General features: G+C 52.1%; 17 protein-coding genes. 3 read left to right on the top strand and 14 right to left on the bottom strand.

Annotated elements, in window-relative coordinates; all coding sequences use genetic code 11:
• Nucleotides 1–45 precede the first annotated feature (45 nt).
• Entirely contained in the window at nucleotides 46–690 is a 645-nt protein-coding gene (locus D568_RS0108000; protein ID WP_020209071.1) for an arylesterase, read from the top strand.
• On the opposite strand, the gene recJ is transcribed toward D568_RS0108000, so the two are convergent.
• From recJ to D568_RS0107950, 10 genes are all read right to left on the bottom strand, one after another.
• Nucleotides 687–2,417 carry a single-stranded-DNA-specific exonuclease RecJ gene (gene recJ / locus D568_RS0107995; RefSeq protein WP_020209070.1) on the bottom strand — a complete coding sequence of 577 codons (1,731 nt, stop codon included), beginning with the start codon at nucleotides 2,415–2,417 and terminating at the stop codon, nucleotides 687–689. The two genes, D568_RS0108000 and recJ, sit on opposite strands and share 4 nt — an antisense overlap.
• 110 nt (nucleotides 2,418–2,527) lie before the next feature.
• The gene (thrC, locus tag D568_RS0107990; RefSeq protein ID WP_020209069.1) at nucleotides 2,528–3,925 is read right to left on the bottom strand and encodes a threonine synthase; all 1,398 of its coding nucleotides are present in this window, start codon (nucleotides 3,923–3,925) and stop codon (nucleotides 2,528–2,530) included.
• A 54-nt stretch (nucleotides 3,926–3,979) separates the two neighbouring features.
• On the bottom strand, nucleotides 3,980–5,287 hold the full coding sequence (locus D568_RS0107985; protein WP_020209068.1) for a homoserine dehydrogenase: 1,308 nt from the start codon (nucleotides 5,285–5,287) through the stop codon (nucleotides 3,980–3,982).
• 103 nt (nucleotides 5,288–5,390) lie between these two features.
• On the bottom strand, nucleotides 5,391–6,188 hold the full coding sequence (locus D568_RS0107980) for a thioredoxin fold domain-containing protein (protein ID WP_020209067.1): 798 nt from the start codon (nucleotides 6,186–6,188) through the stop codon (nucleotides 5,391–5,393).
• A gap of 59 nt (nucleotides 6,189–6,247) precedes the next feature.
• Entirely contained in the window at nucleotides 6,248–7,150 is a 903-nt protein-coding gene (gene xerD, locus D568_RS0107975; RefSeq protein WP_020209066.1) for a site-specific tyrosine recombinase XerD, read from the bottom strand.
• Nucleotides 7,151–7,303: 153 nt separating this feature from the next.
• Nucleotides 7,304–7,654: a 50S ribosomal protein L19 gene (gene rplS, locus D568_RS0107970; RefSeq protein WP_020209065.1), complete on the bottom strand. Its 351-nt coding sequence runs from the start codon at nucleotides 7,652–7,654 to the stop codon at nucleotides 7,304–7,306.
• 38 nt (nucleotides 7,655–7,692) lie between these two features.
• Nucleotides 7,693–8,460 (bottom strand): tRNA (guanosine(37)-N1)-methyltransferase TrmD, encoded by a 768-nt coding sequence (gene trmD, locus D568_RS0107965; protein ID WP_020209064.1) that lies wholly within the window; start codon nucleotides 8,458–8,460, stop codon nucleotides 7,693–7,695.
• A 26-nt stretch (nucleotides 8,461–8,486) separates the two neighbouring features.
• Nucleotides 8,487–9,023, bottom strand: coding sequence for a ribosome maturation factor RimM (gene rimM / locus D568_RS0107960; protein ID WP_020209063.1), 537 nt, complete (start codon nucleotides 9,021–9,023; stop codon nucleotides 8,487–8,489).
• A gap of 14 nt (nucleotides 9,024–9,037) precedes the next feature.
• Entirely contained in the window at nucleotides 9,038–9,277 is a 240-nt protein-coding gene (rpsP, locus tag D568_RS0107955) for a 30S ribosomal protein S16 (protein WP_020209062.1), read from the bottom strand.
• A 187-nt stretch (nucleotides 9,278–9,464) separates the two neighbouring features.
• A complete protein-coding gene (locus tag D568_RS0107950; protein ID WP_020209061.1) occupies nucleotides 9,465–11,363 on the bottom strand; it encodes a beta-ketoacyl synthase N-terminal-like domain-containing protein in 1,899 nt (632 codons plus the stop codon).
• A gap of 127 nt (nucleotides 11,364–11,490) precedes the next feature.
• Between D568_RS0107950 and D568_RS0107945 the strand changes: the two genes are divergently transcribed.
• Complete coding sequence (locus D568_RS0107945; protein WP_020209060.1) at nucleotides 11,491–12,486, top strand: GlxA family transcriptional regulator; 996 nt, start codon at nucleotides 11,491–11,493, stop codon at nucleotides 12,484–12,486.
• On the opposite strand, the gene D568_RS0107940 is transcribed toward D568_RS0107945, so the two are convergent.
• The 3 genes from D568_RS0107940 to D568_RS0107930 all read right to left on the bottom strand — a co-directional run bounded on the left by D568_RS0107940 (nucleotide 12,483) and on the right by D568_RS0107930 (nucleotide 14,736).
• Nucleotides 12,483–13,127: a class I SAM-dependent methyltransferase gene (locus D568_RS0107940; RefSeq protein WP_020209059.1), complete on the bottom strand. Its 645-nt coding sequence runs from the start codon at nucleotides 13,125–13,127 to the stop codon at nucleotides 12,483–12,485. The two genes, D568_RS0107945 and D568_RS0107940, sit on opposite strands and share 4 nt — an antisense overlap.
• A gap of 96 nt (nucleotides 13,128–13,223) precedes the next feature.
• Nucleotides 13,224–13,691 (bottom strand): Hsp20 family protein, encoded by a 468-nt coding sequence (locus D568_RS19725; protein WP_040516509.1) that lies wholly within the window; start codon nucleotides 13,689–13,691, stop codon nucleotides 13,224–13,226.
• 127 nt (nucleotides 13,692–13,818) lie between these two features.
• On the bottom strand, nucleotides 13,819–14,736 hold the full coding sequence (locus tag D568_RS0107930; RefSeq protein ID WP_020209057.1) for a TIGR01777 family oxidoreductase: 918 nt from the start codon (nucleotides 14,734–14,736) through the stop codon (nucleotides 13,819–13,821).
• 169 nt (nucleotides 14,737–14,905) lie between these two features.
• Between D568_RS0107930 and D568_RS0107925 the strand changes: the two genes are divergently transcribed.
• Nucleotides 14,906–15,337, top strand: coding sequence for a hypothetical protein (locus D568_RS0107925; RefSeq protein WP_020209056.1), 432 nt, complete (start codon nucleotides 14,906–14,908; stop codon nucleotides 15,335–15,337).
• 67 nt (nucleotides 15,338–15,404) lie between these two features.
• Here the strand turns inward: D568_RS0107925 and D568_RS0107920 are convergent, their stop codons facing one another.
• Entirely contained in the window at nucleotides 15,405–16,145 is a 741-nt protein-coding gene (locus D568_RS0107920; protein ID WP_020209055.1) for a SapC family protein, read from the bottom strand.
• Nucleotides 16,146–16,276 lie beyond the last annotated feature (131 nt).

Below are 16,276 nucleotides of genomic sequence, written 5' to 3'. Positions count from 1 at the left end.
CTCCCTGAACGGCGCACTTAAGATTTGTTATTGCAGGATTCTACTATGCTCGATTGGTTTAGACGTTTAATTTTGGTAAACGGATGCTTACTGCTGTTATTTTCTGCCAATAGCTGGGCCAATCATCCGCAACCCATTCTGGTGATGGGCGACAGTTTAAGCGCAGGCTACGGTATCGATTTAAACAGTGGCTGGGTGCAACTGCTGCAGGAAAAGCTTGAATCTCACAAATTCTCGCACGCCGTTATTAATGCCAGCGTCAGCGGAGAAACGACCACCGGCGGCGCCGCCAGATTGGACAAACTGCTCAAGACCCACAAGCCAAGCATTGTAATTCTTGAGCTGGGCGGTAATGACGGCTTGCGCGGCCAACCGGTGAATATTACGCGTGATAACCTGAGCGCCATGATCGATGCATCGCTAAACGCCAACGCACAGGTATTACTGCTGGGCATGCAAATCCCCCCCAACTATGGCGCGCGCTATACACAGATGTTCAGCGATATTTACCCAGAGCTTGCCCAAGAATACCAAGTGACGTTAGTGCCCTTTATGCTCGACGGTGTCGCGCTCAATCGCGAACTGATGCGCAACGACAGCATTCATCCCACCGAAGAGGCCCAGCCCATGATTCTGGACAATGTATGGCCCTACCTCGAACCGTTACTGGGTGAGGATGACGCCAGCTAAACAGGCTCCAGATAATCCAGCATTAGCTGCAGAGACTCGCGGCCGCGAAACTCATTCACATCCAGTTTGAATGCGGCGCGTATCCGCTCTATGCCTTCATCTGGCCACACAGACAAATCTACGTTAAAAGCAATGGCGTCCAACAGCTGCTGCTTTTGCGCATCTTGAGCCAACACCAGCTTTAGATGCTTATCCCCCACAATGCGCTGCTGCACCAGGTAAAACTCGCCATCAAATAGCGGCTCGGGAAAATGCTGCCCCCAGGGGCCTGCGTTTCGCAACTGGCGCGCCAGCTCTAACTCAAACTCGTTTGCGGCCAGTTCGCCGTCGCTCATAAGCACTGCCTGCAAATCATCGGGGCTAAGCTGGCGTTTTACTTCCTCATCAAACGCTTGAGCAAACGCCGGGTAATCTTCACGGGCAATGCTCATACCCGCCGCCATGGCGTGACCGCCAAATTTTTGCAAAAGGTGAGGATGGCGGGCTGCAACCGCATCCAACGCGTCGCGAATATGCAACCCGGGGATAGAGCGCGCCGACCCCTTGATGGTGTTATCGTCGGCATCGGCAAACACAATCACCGGGCGGTGAAATTTATCTTTAACCCGCGAGGCGAGAATACCAATAACACCCTGATGCCAGGTGGCGTCATACAAGCACAGCCCCCAGGGCAAGTCCTGTCCATCGTCGACACTGAGTTTATCCAACATGGCCATGGCTTCGCGCTGCATACCGCTTTCAATCGCTTTGCGATCACGATTAAAACTGTCCAGCTCGGCCGCCAGCTCGCGCGCTGATTCAACATCATCGCTAAGCAAACAGCGTATGCCGACGCTCATATCATCCAATCTGCCGGCGGCATTCAAGCGCGGGCCTATGGCAAAACCCAAATCAGTGGCCACTAAACGCTCGCGACCACGTCCGGCCACCTCAAGCAATGCCAGAATACCCGGGCGCGCCACGCCCGCGCGAATACGGCGCAAGCCCTGCTCCACAAGAATACGGTTATTTGCATCCAGCGGCACTACATCGGCGACCGTGCCTAGGGCCACCAGATCTAAAAAGTTCGCCATATTCGGCGCGGGAATTCCCGCCTCGGCAAACCACCCCATGTCGCTAAGCTGCTTTTTTAACGCATTCATGACGTAAAAAATCACCCCGACACCGGCAAGATTTTTACTGCTAAAAGAGCAGCCGGGCTGATTGGGGTTAACGATGGCATCGGCCGCAGGTAGCGCCTGGCCCGGCAAGTGGTGATCGGTAACGACAACGGCAATGCCTAAATCATTCGCGGCCTGCACCCCGTCGATACTGGAAATTCCATTATCGACCGTAACGATAATATCGGGCGCTTGTTCTGCGGCAACCGCAACGATTTCTGGCGTAAGGCCGTAGCCGTATTCGAAACGGTTAGGCACCAGAAAGTCCACATACTGCGCGCCCATAGCACGCAGTGCCAGTACCCCCAGTGCCGAACTGGTAGCACCGTCGGCATCAAAGTCGCCCACAATTAAAATACGCGCACCGGCCACCACCGCATCGGCGAGAATTTCAGCGGCCTCTGGCAAACCTTTTAATTCCGGGCGCAACAAGCGCTGTAAGGTTAATTCTAATTCCTCAGCATGCCCCACACCGCGACTGGAATAGATGCGATCCAGTAAGGGTGCAAGACCAGGCTCGGATAATAAAGATGGCGGAGCGGGACGGCGTTTAATGATTTTTTGCATGTAAAGATTATATATCGTGAAGGCACGGGCAAGGTACAACAAACAAAAAAGACGAGAGCCGCAATGCGAGTCTCGTCTTTTTTGTTTTTGCTTAAGCGGTTAACTCTGAGTTAGCACGCCAAATGGCTGCGCATAAATTCATGCACAGTTGTGGCATCGTTGGGCAGCACTTCGTAGCGCTCTTCACGGTCGAATAAATCGGCCATGTGATGCGGCAGCTTAGGATCTTCCTCTTGCCCGGCTTTTTGCACCGCTTCAGGGAATTTTGCCGGATGCGCCGTAGCCAGGCAGACCATAGGTACATCCTGATTTTTACGGGTAGCGCGAGCGGCATCAACACCGATAGCCGTGTGCGGATCGAGCAGGTATTCGGTGTTTTCAAACACCTCGCGAATAACCTCCAGCATACGATCATCATCAACCTTATGGCTGGCAAATAACGAGCGGGCCTGTGCAAGGGCTTTGTCGTCCAGATGCATGGCACCGGATTTAAAGTCTTCCATTAATTTGGCAATGGCCGCTCCGTCGCGATCGTACAGATCAAACAACATACGCTCAAAGTTACTGGACACCATAATATCCATACTGGGCGACAGAGTGTGTTGCAACTCTTGTTTACTGTGGTCGTTGTTGCTGATCGCGCGGTGCAAAATATCATTGCTGTTGGTGGCAATGACCAGCTGATCGATAGGTAAGCCCATGCGCTTGGCCAGATAACCGGCAAAAATATCACCGAAGTTACCGGTAGGCACTGAAAAAGATACAGGACGGTGCGGACCACCCAGCGCCAACGAGGCGTAAAAGTAATAGACGATTTGCGCCATGATGCGCGCCCAGTTAATCGAGTTCACCGCCACCAACTGTCGGCCTTCGGGCAGGAAGGACTGATCGGCAAAGCTGGCTTTTACCATGTTCTGGCAATCGTCGAAGTTTCCATCCAGCGCGATGTTGTGCACATTGTCTTCAAGCACTGTGGTCATCTGGCGGCGTTGTACGTTAGACACGCGGTTGTGCGGATGGAGAATAAAGATATCGATATTCTCACAGCGACGGCAGCCTTCAATGGCGGCCGAACCGGTATCGCCCGAGGTTGCCCCCATTACCACAACCTTCTGGTCACGCTTTTTCAAAATATAGTCGAGCAAATGCCCCAGAAATTGCAGCGCAAAATCTTTAAACGCCAGCGTGGGCCCTTGAAACAGCTCTAAAATCCACTCGTTGTGACCCGTTTGCACCAAAGGCGCAATGCCCTGGTGGCGAAAGCTCTGATAGGCTTTATCGATCAAACCGCGTAAATCATCGTCGGGAATTTCACCGTCAACGAAAGGCGCCATCACTTTGAACGCCAGCTCTTGATAAGACAAACCGGCCCAGCTCGCGATTTCTTCGCGGGAAAACTCGGGCAGTTTTTCGGGTACATACAAGCCGCCATCAGAGGCGAGACCTGTGAGTACTACTTCTTCAAACGACAGTGACGGCGCTTGGCCGCGGGTGCTGATGTATTTCACGTCGGTAACCTGAATTCAGTCCACTTGAGGGCAATTGCCCGTTATTTGTTTGCCTTATTTTAAAGGCTCTAAGCGAATACGGGTAATGGGCCCGGTAATTGAGCTGAGCGCTTCAATTTTGCTGATGGCGGTAGCCAAGTGTTTCTCAACCGCCCGGTTGGTCAGCAGAATCAGCGGCACAATCTCTTCGTCTTCGTCCGCTTCTTTTTGAATCAAGGCTTCAATACTGATGCCTGAATCACTAAGAATGGTCGCCACCTGAGACAGCACGCCCGGCTTATCCAGGGCCGACATACGCAAATAGTAGGCGGTCTCGACTTCATCAATCGGCAATATATTGCGATCGCTCAGGCTGCTTTGCTGAAAGCCCAAATAGGGAACCCGGTGTTCAGGATCGGCCGTCAGGGTACGCGCCACATCAACGATATCGGCAATCACCGAAGAGGCCGTCGGCTCAGCGCCTGCCCCCGCACCATAGTACATGGTCGGTCCAACCGCATCGCCCTTAACCATAATGGCGTTCATAACACCGTCAACGTTCGCCAGCTGACGGCGCTCTGGAATAAGTGTTGGGTGAACCCGCAGCTCAATGCCATCGGCAACGCGACGGGCGATCCCCAAATGCTTAATGCGATAGCCCAGCTCATCCGCGTAGGCAACATCTACCGGCTCAATTTTGCTGATACCCTCGGTAAACACCTTATCGAACTGCAGCGGAATACCAAAGCTCATAGAGGCCAGAATTACCAGCTTATGGGCGGCATCAATACCCTCCACGTCGAACGTAGGGTCTGCCTCGGCGTAGCCAAGCTCTTGCGCTTCGGTAAGAACTTCGGCGAAATCGCGGCCTTTATCGCGCATTTCGGTCAAGATAAAGTTGCCGGTGCCGTTAATAATGCCCGCCAACCACTCAATGCGATTGGCCGACAGTCCCTCACGAATGGATTTAATAATGGGAATACCACCGGCAACGGCTGCCTCAAAGGCCACTGTCACACCCTTCGCGTCGGCGGCGGCAAAAATTTCATTGCCGTGCTCGGCAATCAGCGCTTTGTTGGCGGTAACAATGTGCTTGCCATTGGCAATGGCTTCGAGAATCAGATCGCGGGCAACCGAAATACCACCAATCAGCTCAACCACGACATCAACATTAGGATTGCGCGCCACCTCGAAAATATCGCGGGTAACGTTAAGCGAGGCCATGTCGACCTGTGGATTATCCCGGCGAGCACCAATTTGCTCCACAATAATATCGCAACCGGCGCGGGCGTTAATGACGCGCTGATTGCGCGCGAGTACATTGACGGTGCCACTGCCTACGGTGCCCAGACCGCAGATACCTATTCTGACCGGTTTCAACATGAAATCCTCTTAATGGGGAGACGGAAAAACAAAAGACGGCAACCTTACTCAGAGCTAAGGTTGCTGTCAATTGATGTCGGCGTGTGTTGCCGGAAGAAGGGGGTTATTCGCCCTGTTCGATACTTTGCAGCAGCTTCTCTGGCGGCAGGTAACCGACAAATAGGCGGCCGTCGGGCAGTAAAATACTGGGGGTACCCGTAACACCTAGCTCACCGCCTTTAAGAAATTGCTGCTCAATGGGGGCATCGCAGCTGGCAGGCGCAATCTCTTCGAGATTTTTCAGCTTATCCAGAGCCTTGGCCGGCTCAGCGGCACACCAGGCGCTTTCCAGTTTCGCCGCCGATGGACTGTTTGCCCCAGCGCGTGGGTAGGCCAGATAGCGGATCTCGATACCCAAGTCATTGTAACCAGGCATTTTCTCACCACGCTCACGGTACTCGTGCATTTGACTGTGCAGGCGCCGACAGTAACCGCAATCTACATCGGTGAACACGTAGGCCACGTGCTTAGTGCCATCGCTAGGTGTAAAATTAATGGTATCGTTTTCTTCCAGACTGCTAACAAACTCTTTGCGCGAGTTAATTAAGTAGGGATCTTGTACCGGCACCAACCCCTCAGCCGTCACTTCGTAGGCATCGCCCATAATCGCGTGCTGACCGTCCGCAGTGACCATCAAGCTTGGCCCGCCAATAACTTGGACGCTGTAAAGCCCGTCTATCACTGAAGGACGAACTGGGCCTAGAGGCGCACCACCGGTGATTTTATCCAACTGAGCTTTGATTGTTTGCTCTGGGGTTTGCGAAGCCGCCGATTCGGTCTGCGCGCTATTGTCTTGAGCCAAAGCCGCGCAAGCCGTAAAGGCCAGTGCCGCCAAGCTGATACGAACTGCATTTACCATCATAAGAATTTCTCTGTTAATACGGGCATTAGCTAATCGGCTGGCAGTTTAGCACACAACTATCAGCCTCTTGGGTGATGTACTTCATGCAAGCTTTTCATGCGCGCCTGGGCCACATGAGTATAGATTTGCGTGGTGGACAAATCGCTGTGCCCCAGCAGCAGCTGCACCACCCGTAAATCGGCGCCGTGATTCAGCAGATGCGTCGCGAACGCATGGCGCAAGGTATGGGGTGACAACGGCTTTTCAATGCCTGCCAGCTTTGCCCAGTGCTTTATGCGATGCCAAAAGGTCTGGCGGGTCATCTGCGTGCCTCGGGTACTGGGGAACAATACTTCCGAGGTAAGAACACCAAGCAAAGCGCCACGTGCCTCGCGCATGTAGCGCTCCAGCCAGTACACAGCCTCTTCACCCAGTGGTACCAGACGCTCTTTACTGCCCTTACCTAACACTCGCACCACCCCCTGACGCAAATTCAACATAGGCATGGTCAAGCTCACCAATTCTGTTACTCGCAAACCGCAGGCGTATAAAAGCTCCAGCATGGCCTTATCGCGTAAGCCAACACTGTCAGTGACATCGGGCGCGCGAAGCAGCCCTTCGACATCCGCCTCGGTTAAAAGTTTAGGCAGTGCACGGGGCAATTTGGGATTATCGATATGCGCTAATGGGTCTATTTGCAATCGGCCTTCGCGGATCTGGTAGCGATAAAACCCCCGCAAACAGGAGAGCAATCTTGCCGTAGAGCGGCTGGAATAATGTCGGCTGTGACGCCAGGCAAGAAACGCCATCACCTGCTCTTGGCTGGCAGCCATGATCGCCACCCCAGAGTCGGCGTGCAGCCACGATGCAAATGCCGTTAAATCGCGGGAGTAGCTCTCGCGAGTATTTGCCGACAAGCCTTTTTCCAGCCACAGGCTGTCTAAGTACTGGTGAATGGTTTGTGTGTCTGCTTGCAACGTCATGGGCCTACTCGTCACTGATCTACGAGCTGTCTCGTACTGGCATTATGCGGACAGCAGTTTTCCTTGCAACAGGTTTTCCCAGCGCATTGTTTCCAGCATAAAAAAGCCGGGGCAGTTTCCTGCCCCGGCTTTTTCTGACTTAAGCGGTAAAACTTAAGACAGCTTTTCTTTAATACGAGCGGCTTTACCAGTCAGGTCGCGCAAGTAGTACAGCTTGGCCTGACGCACATCACCACGACGCTTAACAGCGATGCTGTCAACCTGTCGGCTGTGAGTTTGGAAAGTACGCTCAACACCAACACCGTGAGAAATTTTGCGCACGGTGAAAGCAGAGTTCAGGCCACGGTTACGCTTGGCAATTACCACGCCTTCGTAGGCCTGCAAACGCTCCCGGTTGCCTTCAGTTACTTTAACCTGAACCACAACGGTGTCACCGGGGGCAAATTCCGGAACTTCTTTTTTGAGCTGTTCGTTTTCGAGCTCTTGAATGATTTTGTTGGTCATCTCGTTTCTCCTGAGAGTCTGTAGCTTCACAGCTAGAGTTAGTCATTAAGGTCCCGACGAAAGTCCGTCAGCAGCGCTTGCTGCTCCTCGGTTAAGTCTTTGTGTTGCAATAAATCTGGCCGTCTCAGCCAGGTTCGCCCCAGCGCTTGTTGTAAGCGCCAACGCCGAATTCTTTCGTGGTCCCCGGATAACAATACCTCGGGCACCTCCGCCCCATCCAATGACTCTGGGCGGGTATAGTGTGGATGGTCCAACAGGCCGTCAGTAAAAGAGTCTTCCACCGCGGACTGAGCATCGCCAAGGGCGCCAGGCAACAGCCTGATAACCGCATCCATCAGCACCATGGCCGGCAGCTCACCACCGGATAACACATAGTCGCCAATCGACCACTCTTCATCCACCACTCGGGCAATCAGACGCTCGTCTATACCCTCGTAGCGACCGGCAATCAAAATCAGATTACCGTTTTGCGCAAGCTCACTGGCTGCCGCCTGATTAAACACCCGCCCCTGAGGCGACAGGTAAATAACTCTGGCGTCTGTCGCCCACCGTTTGGCGGTATCGACAGCGTCGGCCAGCGGCTGGACTTTCATCAGCATGCCGGGGCCACCGCCGTAGGGGCGATCATCCACGGTGCGATGCTTGTCCTGCGTGAAATCCCGGGGGTTCCAGCAGCGGATATCAACCCGCCCCTCTTTAACCGCCCGCGCAGTGATTCCACTATCGCGCACCGCCTGTATCATTTCAGGAAACAGGGTTATCACCGCAATTTTCAGTGGCTGAAAGCCATCTGTATCGGTGTTCACGCAGCCTCCGGGCCGATCAGGCGTTTTTAAAACTGCGGATCCCAGTCAACGGTGATCACACCGGCATCGAGATCCACGTTTAGCACGTACTGTTCTGGCACGTAAGGCACCAGCCGTTCGCGCTCATCAATGCTGTCAGCGGTCGCATTGACCACCAGCACATCATTAGCGCCGGTTTCCAGCAGCTTGCTCACCTTACCCAGTGGATAAGACTTGCCTTCAAACTCGCTGATAACCTGCAACCCCTGCAGCTGATACCAGTAGTACTCATCCCCTTCCAGATCGGGTAGCTGGTCGCGCTCGACCGCAATGGTAATACCGGTATATGTAGCCGCCAGATCGCGGTCATCGACATCCTTCAGGTGGGCCACAAAGCCTTTACCGTGAGGACGGGCAGCGTCTATTTCTACTGCCTTCACCCCATGAGCGGTTTTTAACCACCAGGGATGATATTCAAACAGGTTTTCAGCAGGTTCGGTAAAAGACTGAATTTTCAGCCAGCCTTTAACACCAAAAACGGCGCTAATTCGGCCAACATCAACCAGATTGGATGAACCTGCCACAACCAGGCCGTGACTTAAGCGGCTTCTTTAACCAGCTTGGCAACGCGCTCGCTCAGCTGAGCACCTTGGCCCACCCAGTAGTTGATGCGCTCTTGGTCAACACGCAGCTTCTCTTCCTGGCCACGAGCGATAGGGTTGAAAAAACCAACGCGCTCAATGAAGCGACCGTTACGCGCACTGCGGCTGTCGGTTACAGTCAGGTGGTAGAAAGGACGCTTTTTAGAACCGCCACGTGACAGACGAATAGTTACCATGAATACTTTCCTGTGGTTGTGTGATCAGGCTTAGCCTGACCGCGATTAACTGTTTTAAGCGACGAACCCAGTCCGGTCGCGAAAGGCGCCGTATTCTAAGGGAAAGATTGGGCTTTGTATAGCATTATTGCGCGAGTTTTGTGCAGGCAGGCCCGCGACGGCGCGAGCCCGCAATCACCGATAAGATTTAGACCATATCGGCAAAGCGATTGGGCATATCCAAATCAATCGGATGGGCGTAGCCAGGCAACGTTAACTTGCCGTCGGCCAGCTCGATTTGGCTCTCGTCAATCAGGCCTTCACCAAACTGATAAATGGTGCCAAAGTTGCCGCCGAGCGCCTCCTTGTCGTATTGCGCCGCCTTCAGGCGGGTGGCTTCCCGGCGTTTTTCGTAAGCGGCAAAGGCATCACCTCCATAGCGCTTGGCCAGCATCTCGTTAACCACGCGTGGCGACAGCACGCTGGCGGTGGCATTGTTGCCACCAAAGCCTTTGGAGTTCAAGAACGCGATATCAATGGGCGCATCAGGCTTAAAGTCAGCCACGGGAATGTTCAAGCGGTCCGCGTGGACATCGTCGGCCACTTTATCAATGGTTTTGATGCCGGGCACCAAACCATATTTAAAGCTCCCCAAACTGGCAATCAGCTGATCGGCACTGGCGGGTGATAATGAGTGCCCCACGTAAGACTTAATCGCCGCGACCGGCCAGTGCTCAATACCAAAATATTCGGCAATCTGATCAAAAATTTGCGATTCGGTCACCCGATTTTGCGGTGTGCTGGAGCCGTGAGCGTGCACCATTGAGCGCTTGCGAATAGCCTCATCACCCAGAATTGCACGTGCTGACGCCACCGCTTTGGCAAAGGTGATGTGGTTGCCAGGTCCAGGGGCAGAAATGGATTTTTTAAAGCCGTCGGCATTGATAAACACATCGTTTACCGCGCCGTGAATATCAGCGCCTAATTCCAGCGCCAAGGCGTCATCCATCAGCACAACATATTGCGCGGACTCAGCGATAGTAAAGCCACAGTTCTCCCCAAATGGGCGACTAGAGCGGCGCGGGTCAGTGGTCTCACTGTTATCAATTTTCTTCAGCTTTTCCTCAACACCTAAGGCTCCCATCGTGGCATAGCCATCGATAATCTCTTGAGTAATGGGCGCCTCAGCATTACCCACGACCGCCACCCGGCAGCGCCCACTGGCAATATCCTCAAGCGCCGAGCGCAGGTTATACAAGAAAGATGCACAAGCACCGGCATTCGCCGCCGTATGGCCTACACTGCCGAGAATATAGGCGTTAACAAAGTCTGCCGGCATGCTGTTTAGGCCCAACGGGCACTGCTTGGTCGTAACACGGGAGCCGCGTAAGCGGGCCTGCAACAAACCACCAAAGCCGTTTTCATCCAGCTGGCTCATAACGTTGCTGGCGTAAACCCCCACCTGATCGGGCTTTACGCTGGCGGCAATAGTGGCCCAATCAATTCCCACGGATCGCACCGCATCGGATGCTGCAATTACCGATAACTGCAGCGCGCGTGGGTGAAACCGGGCGTTATAAAGAGTCGATGGGTCGAAGCCCTGAGGCAGTTGACCAGCAGACTTAACGGGAATATCACGATAGCTGTCAAACTTCACATCCACCGCACCGCTAATCTCTACTTTAACTTTACGCCCTTCCAGCTCGGTCACCTGCCAGTTAGCTGGTACAGGCTCGGGCAACTCTCGAGAATGCAACGTAAACGTTTGAACGCCACCCTCGCCTTCAATAGTCGCGCTTTTTTGCCAAGCGGCGGCGTCAACATCAAAAAAAGCCGGATCAATTCGACGAATCAGACTGCCGTTTAAAATCTGCTGACCAAAGCGCGACTCAATATCGTCTAAGGTTAATGCATCACCGTCGACATCAGTCCACACACCGGCCTCACAACGCAGCAAACCCATCATGACACCCAGGCCTGCCAGGGTTTCCTGACGCTCAGCGGTAGGCAAAGATTCGATAACCATGCGTCGAAACGCGTGATGCCCGGAGCTACGACCAGCCGCGTTAAAACCACCAAACCCAACAATCACAGGCAAACGGGACATATTCATACTCCAGGCAAAATGACTAAAATTCTAGCAACAAAGTGTAGAGCGCGAGCCCGTGAACAGTCATGGCCATTTCGGCCACAAGCTATGGTATTCTGGCCAAACTCACTCAAGCGGAAAAATCATGCCCACCACCCGAATCAGTTTTGTCTTATCAGAAAACATGCTGGCAACCGGCACCGCCCTGCCCATGGAAATGTTGCGCACCGCCATTTTGGCGAACCGGCGTCGGGACGGAGACAAACACCAGAAAGCAGAGCTGTCGACTACCGCCGAACAAACCAGCAGCTACAACAGCACCACAGGCTTTCGCTGGCAACCGGATCACTTACTTCCAGAAACAAACGAAAACGATATTATTTATTTGCCCGCCCTGTGGCGTAACCCAAGGCCCACCTTGAGACAATCAAGCGCCCTGCTCGATTGGTTACGGGCCTGTCACGCACAGGGGACCACCTTGTGCGCCGTCAGTACAGGAGTGTGCTTTTTAGCCGAGGCGGGCCTGCTAGACGGCAAAGCCGCCACCACCCATTGGCATTACTTTGATCAGTTTGAAAGAGATTACCCAAAGGTCGAGCTGAAAAGGCAGCACTTTATCACCAAGGCGGGAAACATTTATTGTGCCGCCAGTGTGAACTCACTGGCAGACTTAACCGTGCACTTTATTCAGAAACTCTTTAGCCGCACGGTCGCCACTCATGTAGAGCGACACTTTTCCCATGAAATTCGCCGTCCCTATGAGAGCTTGGCTTTTTACGAAAACCTCGACCACCCCCACCCAGACGAACAAATTGTGCAGGTTCAATCCTGGCTTCGGGAGCGATACTCCAGCGATGTAAAAGTGTCGCAAGTCGCCAGACAATTTGATATGAGCACTCGAACTTTAAACCGTCGCTTTAAAGAAGCCACCGGCACCACCCCGCTAGACTACTTGCGTCAGGTTCGCATCAATACCGCGCAGGAGCTGTTAAAAACCAGCAACCTAAGCATTGCCGAAATAGCCAACCAAGTCGGCTATACCGATACCGCGTATTTTACCGAACGTTTTAAAGCAGAGTTAGACATTACCCCGAGCGATTACCGCTCAACGGTCAGAGCTAAGCTGTTTCACACCGATTAATCGAGGTTTTTTTGAAACACCACCACATCTTTATCGACATACTCAAGCTCGGCCTGCCACTTGGCGGCTAGCCACGAAAATGTAGCAGCAGAGAAAAAGCACACATGGGTCGGATCATTTTTATAGTGCCAACGGCTGAAAGCGTCCACATCTATAACCCGTTTCGTCATAATCACCAGCACGCCATTAGCAGCCAAACACTGCCACAGTCGCTCTAAAACCTTTGCGGGCTCATGTAAGTGCTCCACCACCTCTGTGGCAGTGATAAAGTCGTAATTGGTATTGAAAACCGATTCATCCGGCGCATAAAAAATATCGTAAACCGATACCTTAAGCCCCGCCTCTTGCAACATTGATTGCAGTACAGGCTCGGGGCCAGAGCCAAAATCCAAACCGATTGCATTCGCCCCGACACGATTAAGCACAGGCTTTGCCGCTCGCGACAAAAACCGCCTATAACCTAAATCGTCAGCACTGTTTTCATGCAAGTCGTATTCGGCTTTTTCTTTTGCGGCGGTGAGATAAAACTCGGCCGGAACAAATACCAGCTGGCACCGTGAACACTGCCGATAAGAACGCTTAGAGTCGCAAAAGTAAGGCTTATTATCAGCCGATAAACACAGCGGGCATGGTTGCGGCATGAGCACTTTTAAACACAAAAACAGATTACAACTCACACACAAGAAGTGCCGGACTAGCCGGCACTTTTGCTGTGAGTCTTAACAAGCCTGAGAAAACTAGGCGGCGTGGGTTTCTTTTTGCGTAACGGTTGCAACCGACTCACCGTTACCTATTGCGATAGTACGGGGCTTAATGGCCTCAGGTACTTCGCGCACCAAATCGATGTGCAGCAAACCATTTTCAAAGTTTGCGGTTTCAACCCGCACATGATCGGCTAACTGGAAACGGCGCTCAAAGTTACGAGCCGCAATGCCGCGATGCAGGAAGGTACGCCCTTCTTCATCGGCCGCGTTCTGACCGGTAATGGTCAGATTGTTTTGGTTGACTTCAATATTTAGCTCACTGCGGTCAAACCCCGCAACGGCCATAGTGATTCGATAATGATCTTCGCCGGTAAGCTCAATATTGTACGGCGGATAGCTCGGCTGAGACTGCTCAGTGCGCGACAGAGAGTCGAGCAAGCTGGCTACACGGTCAAAGCCAATGGAAGAACGATACAGTGGAGAAAAATCAAAATTACGCATAACAATATCCTCATCAGAGCAATATATAAAAGGTTGCCTATCTTCAAGATCAGGCGCTTTGTACCCCTCTACCGAGCCGGTACAATCCTTATTTAAGGCCTGCATTTTATATATCAAGTGCTTAAATTTATTTTTTTACACTGTCATTCAAAGCTTTTTCTAGTTCACCATAACGATAACTAAAGCCATTGGATATTGCAGCCTGAGGCTTGATATTGGAATTCCCCAAAAGGAGCTCCTCCCCGGCCTGCCCCAGCAGCAACTTAACGAAAAATGTCGGCATGGCAAAGACGCAAGGCCGCCCTAAAGCCTGAGCTAAAGCGTGCGAAAACTGTTTATTCGTGACCGGTTCAGGTGAAACGCCATTAACAGCCCCACTGACAGAGGTGTCCGTTAACAACCATATAATCATTCCCACTAAATCCTCTAGGTGAATCCAGCTCATCCACTGCTGACCACTCCCCATGGGTCCACCTAAACCAAGCTTAAAAGGCGGCTGCATTTGCGCTAGCGCTCCCCCTCCTGCATCTAAAACCACTCCCGTACGCAGCACACACAATCGACTGCCAGAGGGCACTCCATCAATCGCCGCCTGCTCCCACCTCGCGCATAAATCTGCAGCAAAGCCCTGCCCCTTCACAGCAGATTCATCCAGCGGTGTTTTGGCATCGGGCCCGTAATAACCAATTGCACTGCCACTGATTACAACATCTGGGAATGAATTCACTTTTTGGAATTGAGCCAGAAGCTCTTGGGTGAAATTGACTCGACTTTGCAGCAACAACTCCTTACGACGAGCCGTCCACCGTTTTGCCATGATGGGCGCACCGGCCAAATTAATCACACCGTAGTACTCAAAAGCGGGAATCTGTGACAGCTGGGTAAGCACCTGTACAGAATCACCCCATAAACGTTGGGCAACTTTTTTTCGTCTTGTAAACACGCTTACTTTTGCGCCACTTTCTAGCAACCTTGCGACCAAATAAGCACCAATAAAACCAGTAGCCCCGGTCACCAATATCGAACGCCCTCTTAAGCTGTTCATAGCTTTCACCCCTCCTGCTATCGCGGCCATGTGTAGTGGTCAATAGCCCACCCTTTATCGAAATACCTTATTAGGCTTACGTATAAACTATGGCATGGTTCACCGAATGGTGTTTTTCTAAAGCCCCACCAAGGCCTGAAAACCTAATATTGTTGTATCGGGTAAAACTATGGCCGCTTATCATCTGATTACCATAGCCTTCGCACTAAACAAATCGGCAGACGGAGCACCTCTTTTTATTCGCGCTCTAACGCTGGCAACACCAGAAAGTATTCAGGTGCTGCAACTCAAAGGTCACCCGTTACCAGAAGATGACGAACTGGACAGAGCACCATCAGAAAACGAGAACGAATTGAGCGCATCCGCCAGGAGAGAATTACAAGGTTTGACCCAGAAACATGCTATACCCGCCGAAAACGGTACTGTTCGTTTTGGTGAGCCAACACCAGAATTTCGTAATTTTTGCAGGAAAACAAATAGCGGCCTGTTTATTATTAGCAACCGCGAGCAACATAGCCTATCCGGATTATGGAAAACACAGGCAAGTATGTTTGTGAAAGATGCAGCACTGGATATATTCGCTGGTCGCTCAAGCAACTGATCATCAAGCCGTAATTGACAGGCATAAAAAAAGCCGGCGAACCGGCTTTTTTGGGTTAAGGCAACGCTTAGGCTAGCTTGGCGTTTTTGCGCTCAACCAAATCGTTCAAGTTGCTCAATGAGTTTAAGTGCGCGTAGATCAACTCTAACCCATCGCGCTTAAACAAATCCGCCACTTGCTCGTCGGTCAATGCTTTCAGCTTTTCACGCTTAACGGTGTAAAAACCCTTAATGCTCATATTACTGTCGGCCTTATTGCGGAATTCAATATTCGCCTGCATTGGCTCCAACAGGTCCAGCTCTTTCAGTTTGCGGCAGAAAGCTTTGGTCATCTCGGCGCGATACTGGTAGTCCTGCAAGAATTTTAAAATCTCTTTCAAGAATTCAGTTTGCTCGCCATTATCGTCGAACAAACGCTCACCTTCGCTACCATCGCGAACCAGTGCCTTGCTGTCTTCATCAATGCACAGAGTCAGGTTCTGATTGTCTTTATCGCCCGCAAACACAAAAGGATAGCGACGAATAAACGCAGGAATGTAACGGGCATCGAATGCGTCTTCAGCATTTAACATTAGGTTCTCGCCCTGCTGTACGCCTACGATCGCCAGAGGGGTGTGCTCACCTTCAGCGTTAGGAGCAGAGAAAATAACCGGATATTCGGCAGATGCGAACGGAATTTCAGTTGCCAACAGAGGAACAGAGGTCAACTCTGATGCGAAATCGTGCGAAGTGACTTTAACCGCCACAGTGCGATGCTTGTCGCTGGTTACCGGCTGGATGTTCTCGTAAATCATTAATTGCTTGGTCACGTAGATACCTCAATTGTTATTTTGCGCACGCTACTGCGCCGCTGAGTCAAAAAATAGGGGCACATAGTAGCATCTTATACAGAGGCTGCCACCTCAAGGATGGGATATAAGGCCAAGACGATAAATTACAA

The sequence above is a fragment of the Gilvimarinus chinensis DSM 19667 genome, from assembly GCF_000377745.1.
Lineage (GTDB): Bacteria > Pseudomonadota > Gammaproteobacteria > Pseudomonadales > Cellvibrionaceae > Gilvimarinus > Gilvimarinus chinensis.
The sequence above is the reverse complement of the archived record's forward strand: the minus strand, read 5'-3'. Positions and strand labels throughout refer to the sequence as shown.

What these genes read in the sequence shown, in the direction of transcription:
- rplS (WP_020209065.1), bottom strand. Translation starts at nt 7,654, where the DNA reads ATGACCAACAAAATCATTCAAGAGCTCGAAAACGAACAGCTCAAAAAA.
- recJ (WP_020209070.1), bottom strand. Translation starts at nt 2,417, where the DNA reads ATGCAAAAAATCATTAAACGCCGTCCCGCTCCGCCATCTTTATTATCC.
- D568_RS0108000 (WP_020209071.1), top strand. Translation starts at nt 46, where the DNA reads ATGCTCGATTGGTTTAGACGTTTAATTTTGGTAAACGGATGCTTACTG.
- D568_RS0107945 (WP_020209060.1), top strand. Translation starts at nt 11,491, where the DNA reads ATGCCCACCACCCGAATCAGTTTTGTCTTATCAGAAAACATGCTGGCA.
- D568_RS0107980 (WP_020209067.1), bottom strand. Translation starts at nt 6,188, where the DNA reads ATGATGGTAAATGCAGTTCGTATCAGCTTGGCGGCACTGGCCTTTACG.
- D568_RS0107985 (WP_020209068.1), bottom strand. Translation starts at nt 5,287, where the DNA reads ATGTTGAAACCGGTCAGAATAGGTATCTGCGGTCTGGGCACCGTAGGC.
- xerD (WP_020209066.1), bottom strand. Translation starts at nt 7,150, where the DNA reads ATGACGTTGCAAGCAGACACACAAACCATTCACCAGTACTTAGACAGC.
- rpsP (WP_020209062.1), bottom strand. Translation starts at nt 9,277, where the DNA reads ATGGTAACTATTCGTCTGTCACGTGGCGGTTCTAAAAAGCGTCCTTTC.
- D568_RS0107950 (WP_020209061.1), bottom strand. Translation starts at nt 11,363, where the DNA reads ATGTCCCGTTTGCCTGTGATTGTTGGGTTTGGTGGTTTTAACGCGGCT.
- D568_RS0107940 (WP_020209059.1), bottom strand. Translation starts at nt 13,127, where the DNA reads ATGCCGCAACCATGCCCGCTGTGTTTATCGGCTGATAATAAGCCTTAC.
- D568_RS0107925 (WP_020209056.1), top strand. Translation starts at nt 14,906, where the DNA reads ATGGCCGCTTATCATCTGATTACCATAGCCTTCGCACTAAACAAATCG.
- D568_RS19725 (WP_040516509.1), bottom strand. Translation starts at nt 13,691, where the DNA reads ATGCGTAATTTTGATTTTTCTCCACTGTATCGTTCTTCCATTGGCTTT.
- D568_RS0107930 (WP_020209057.1), bottom strand. Translation starts at nt 14,736, where the DNA reads ATGAACAGCTTAAGAGGGCGTTCGATATTGGTGACCGGGGCTACTGGT.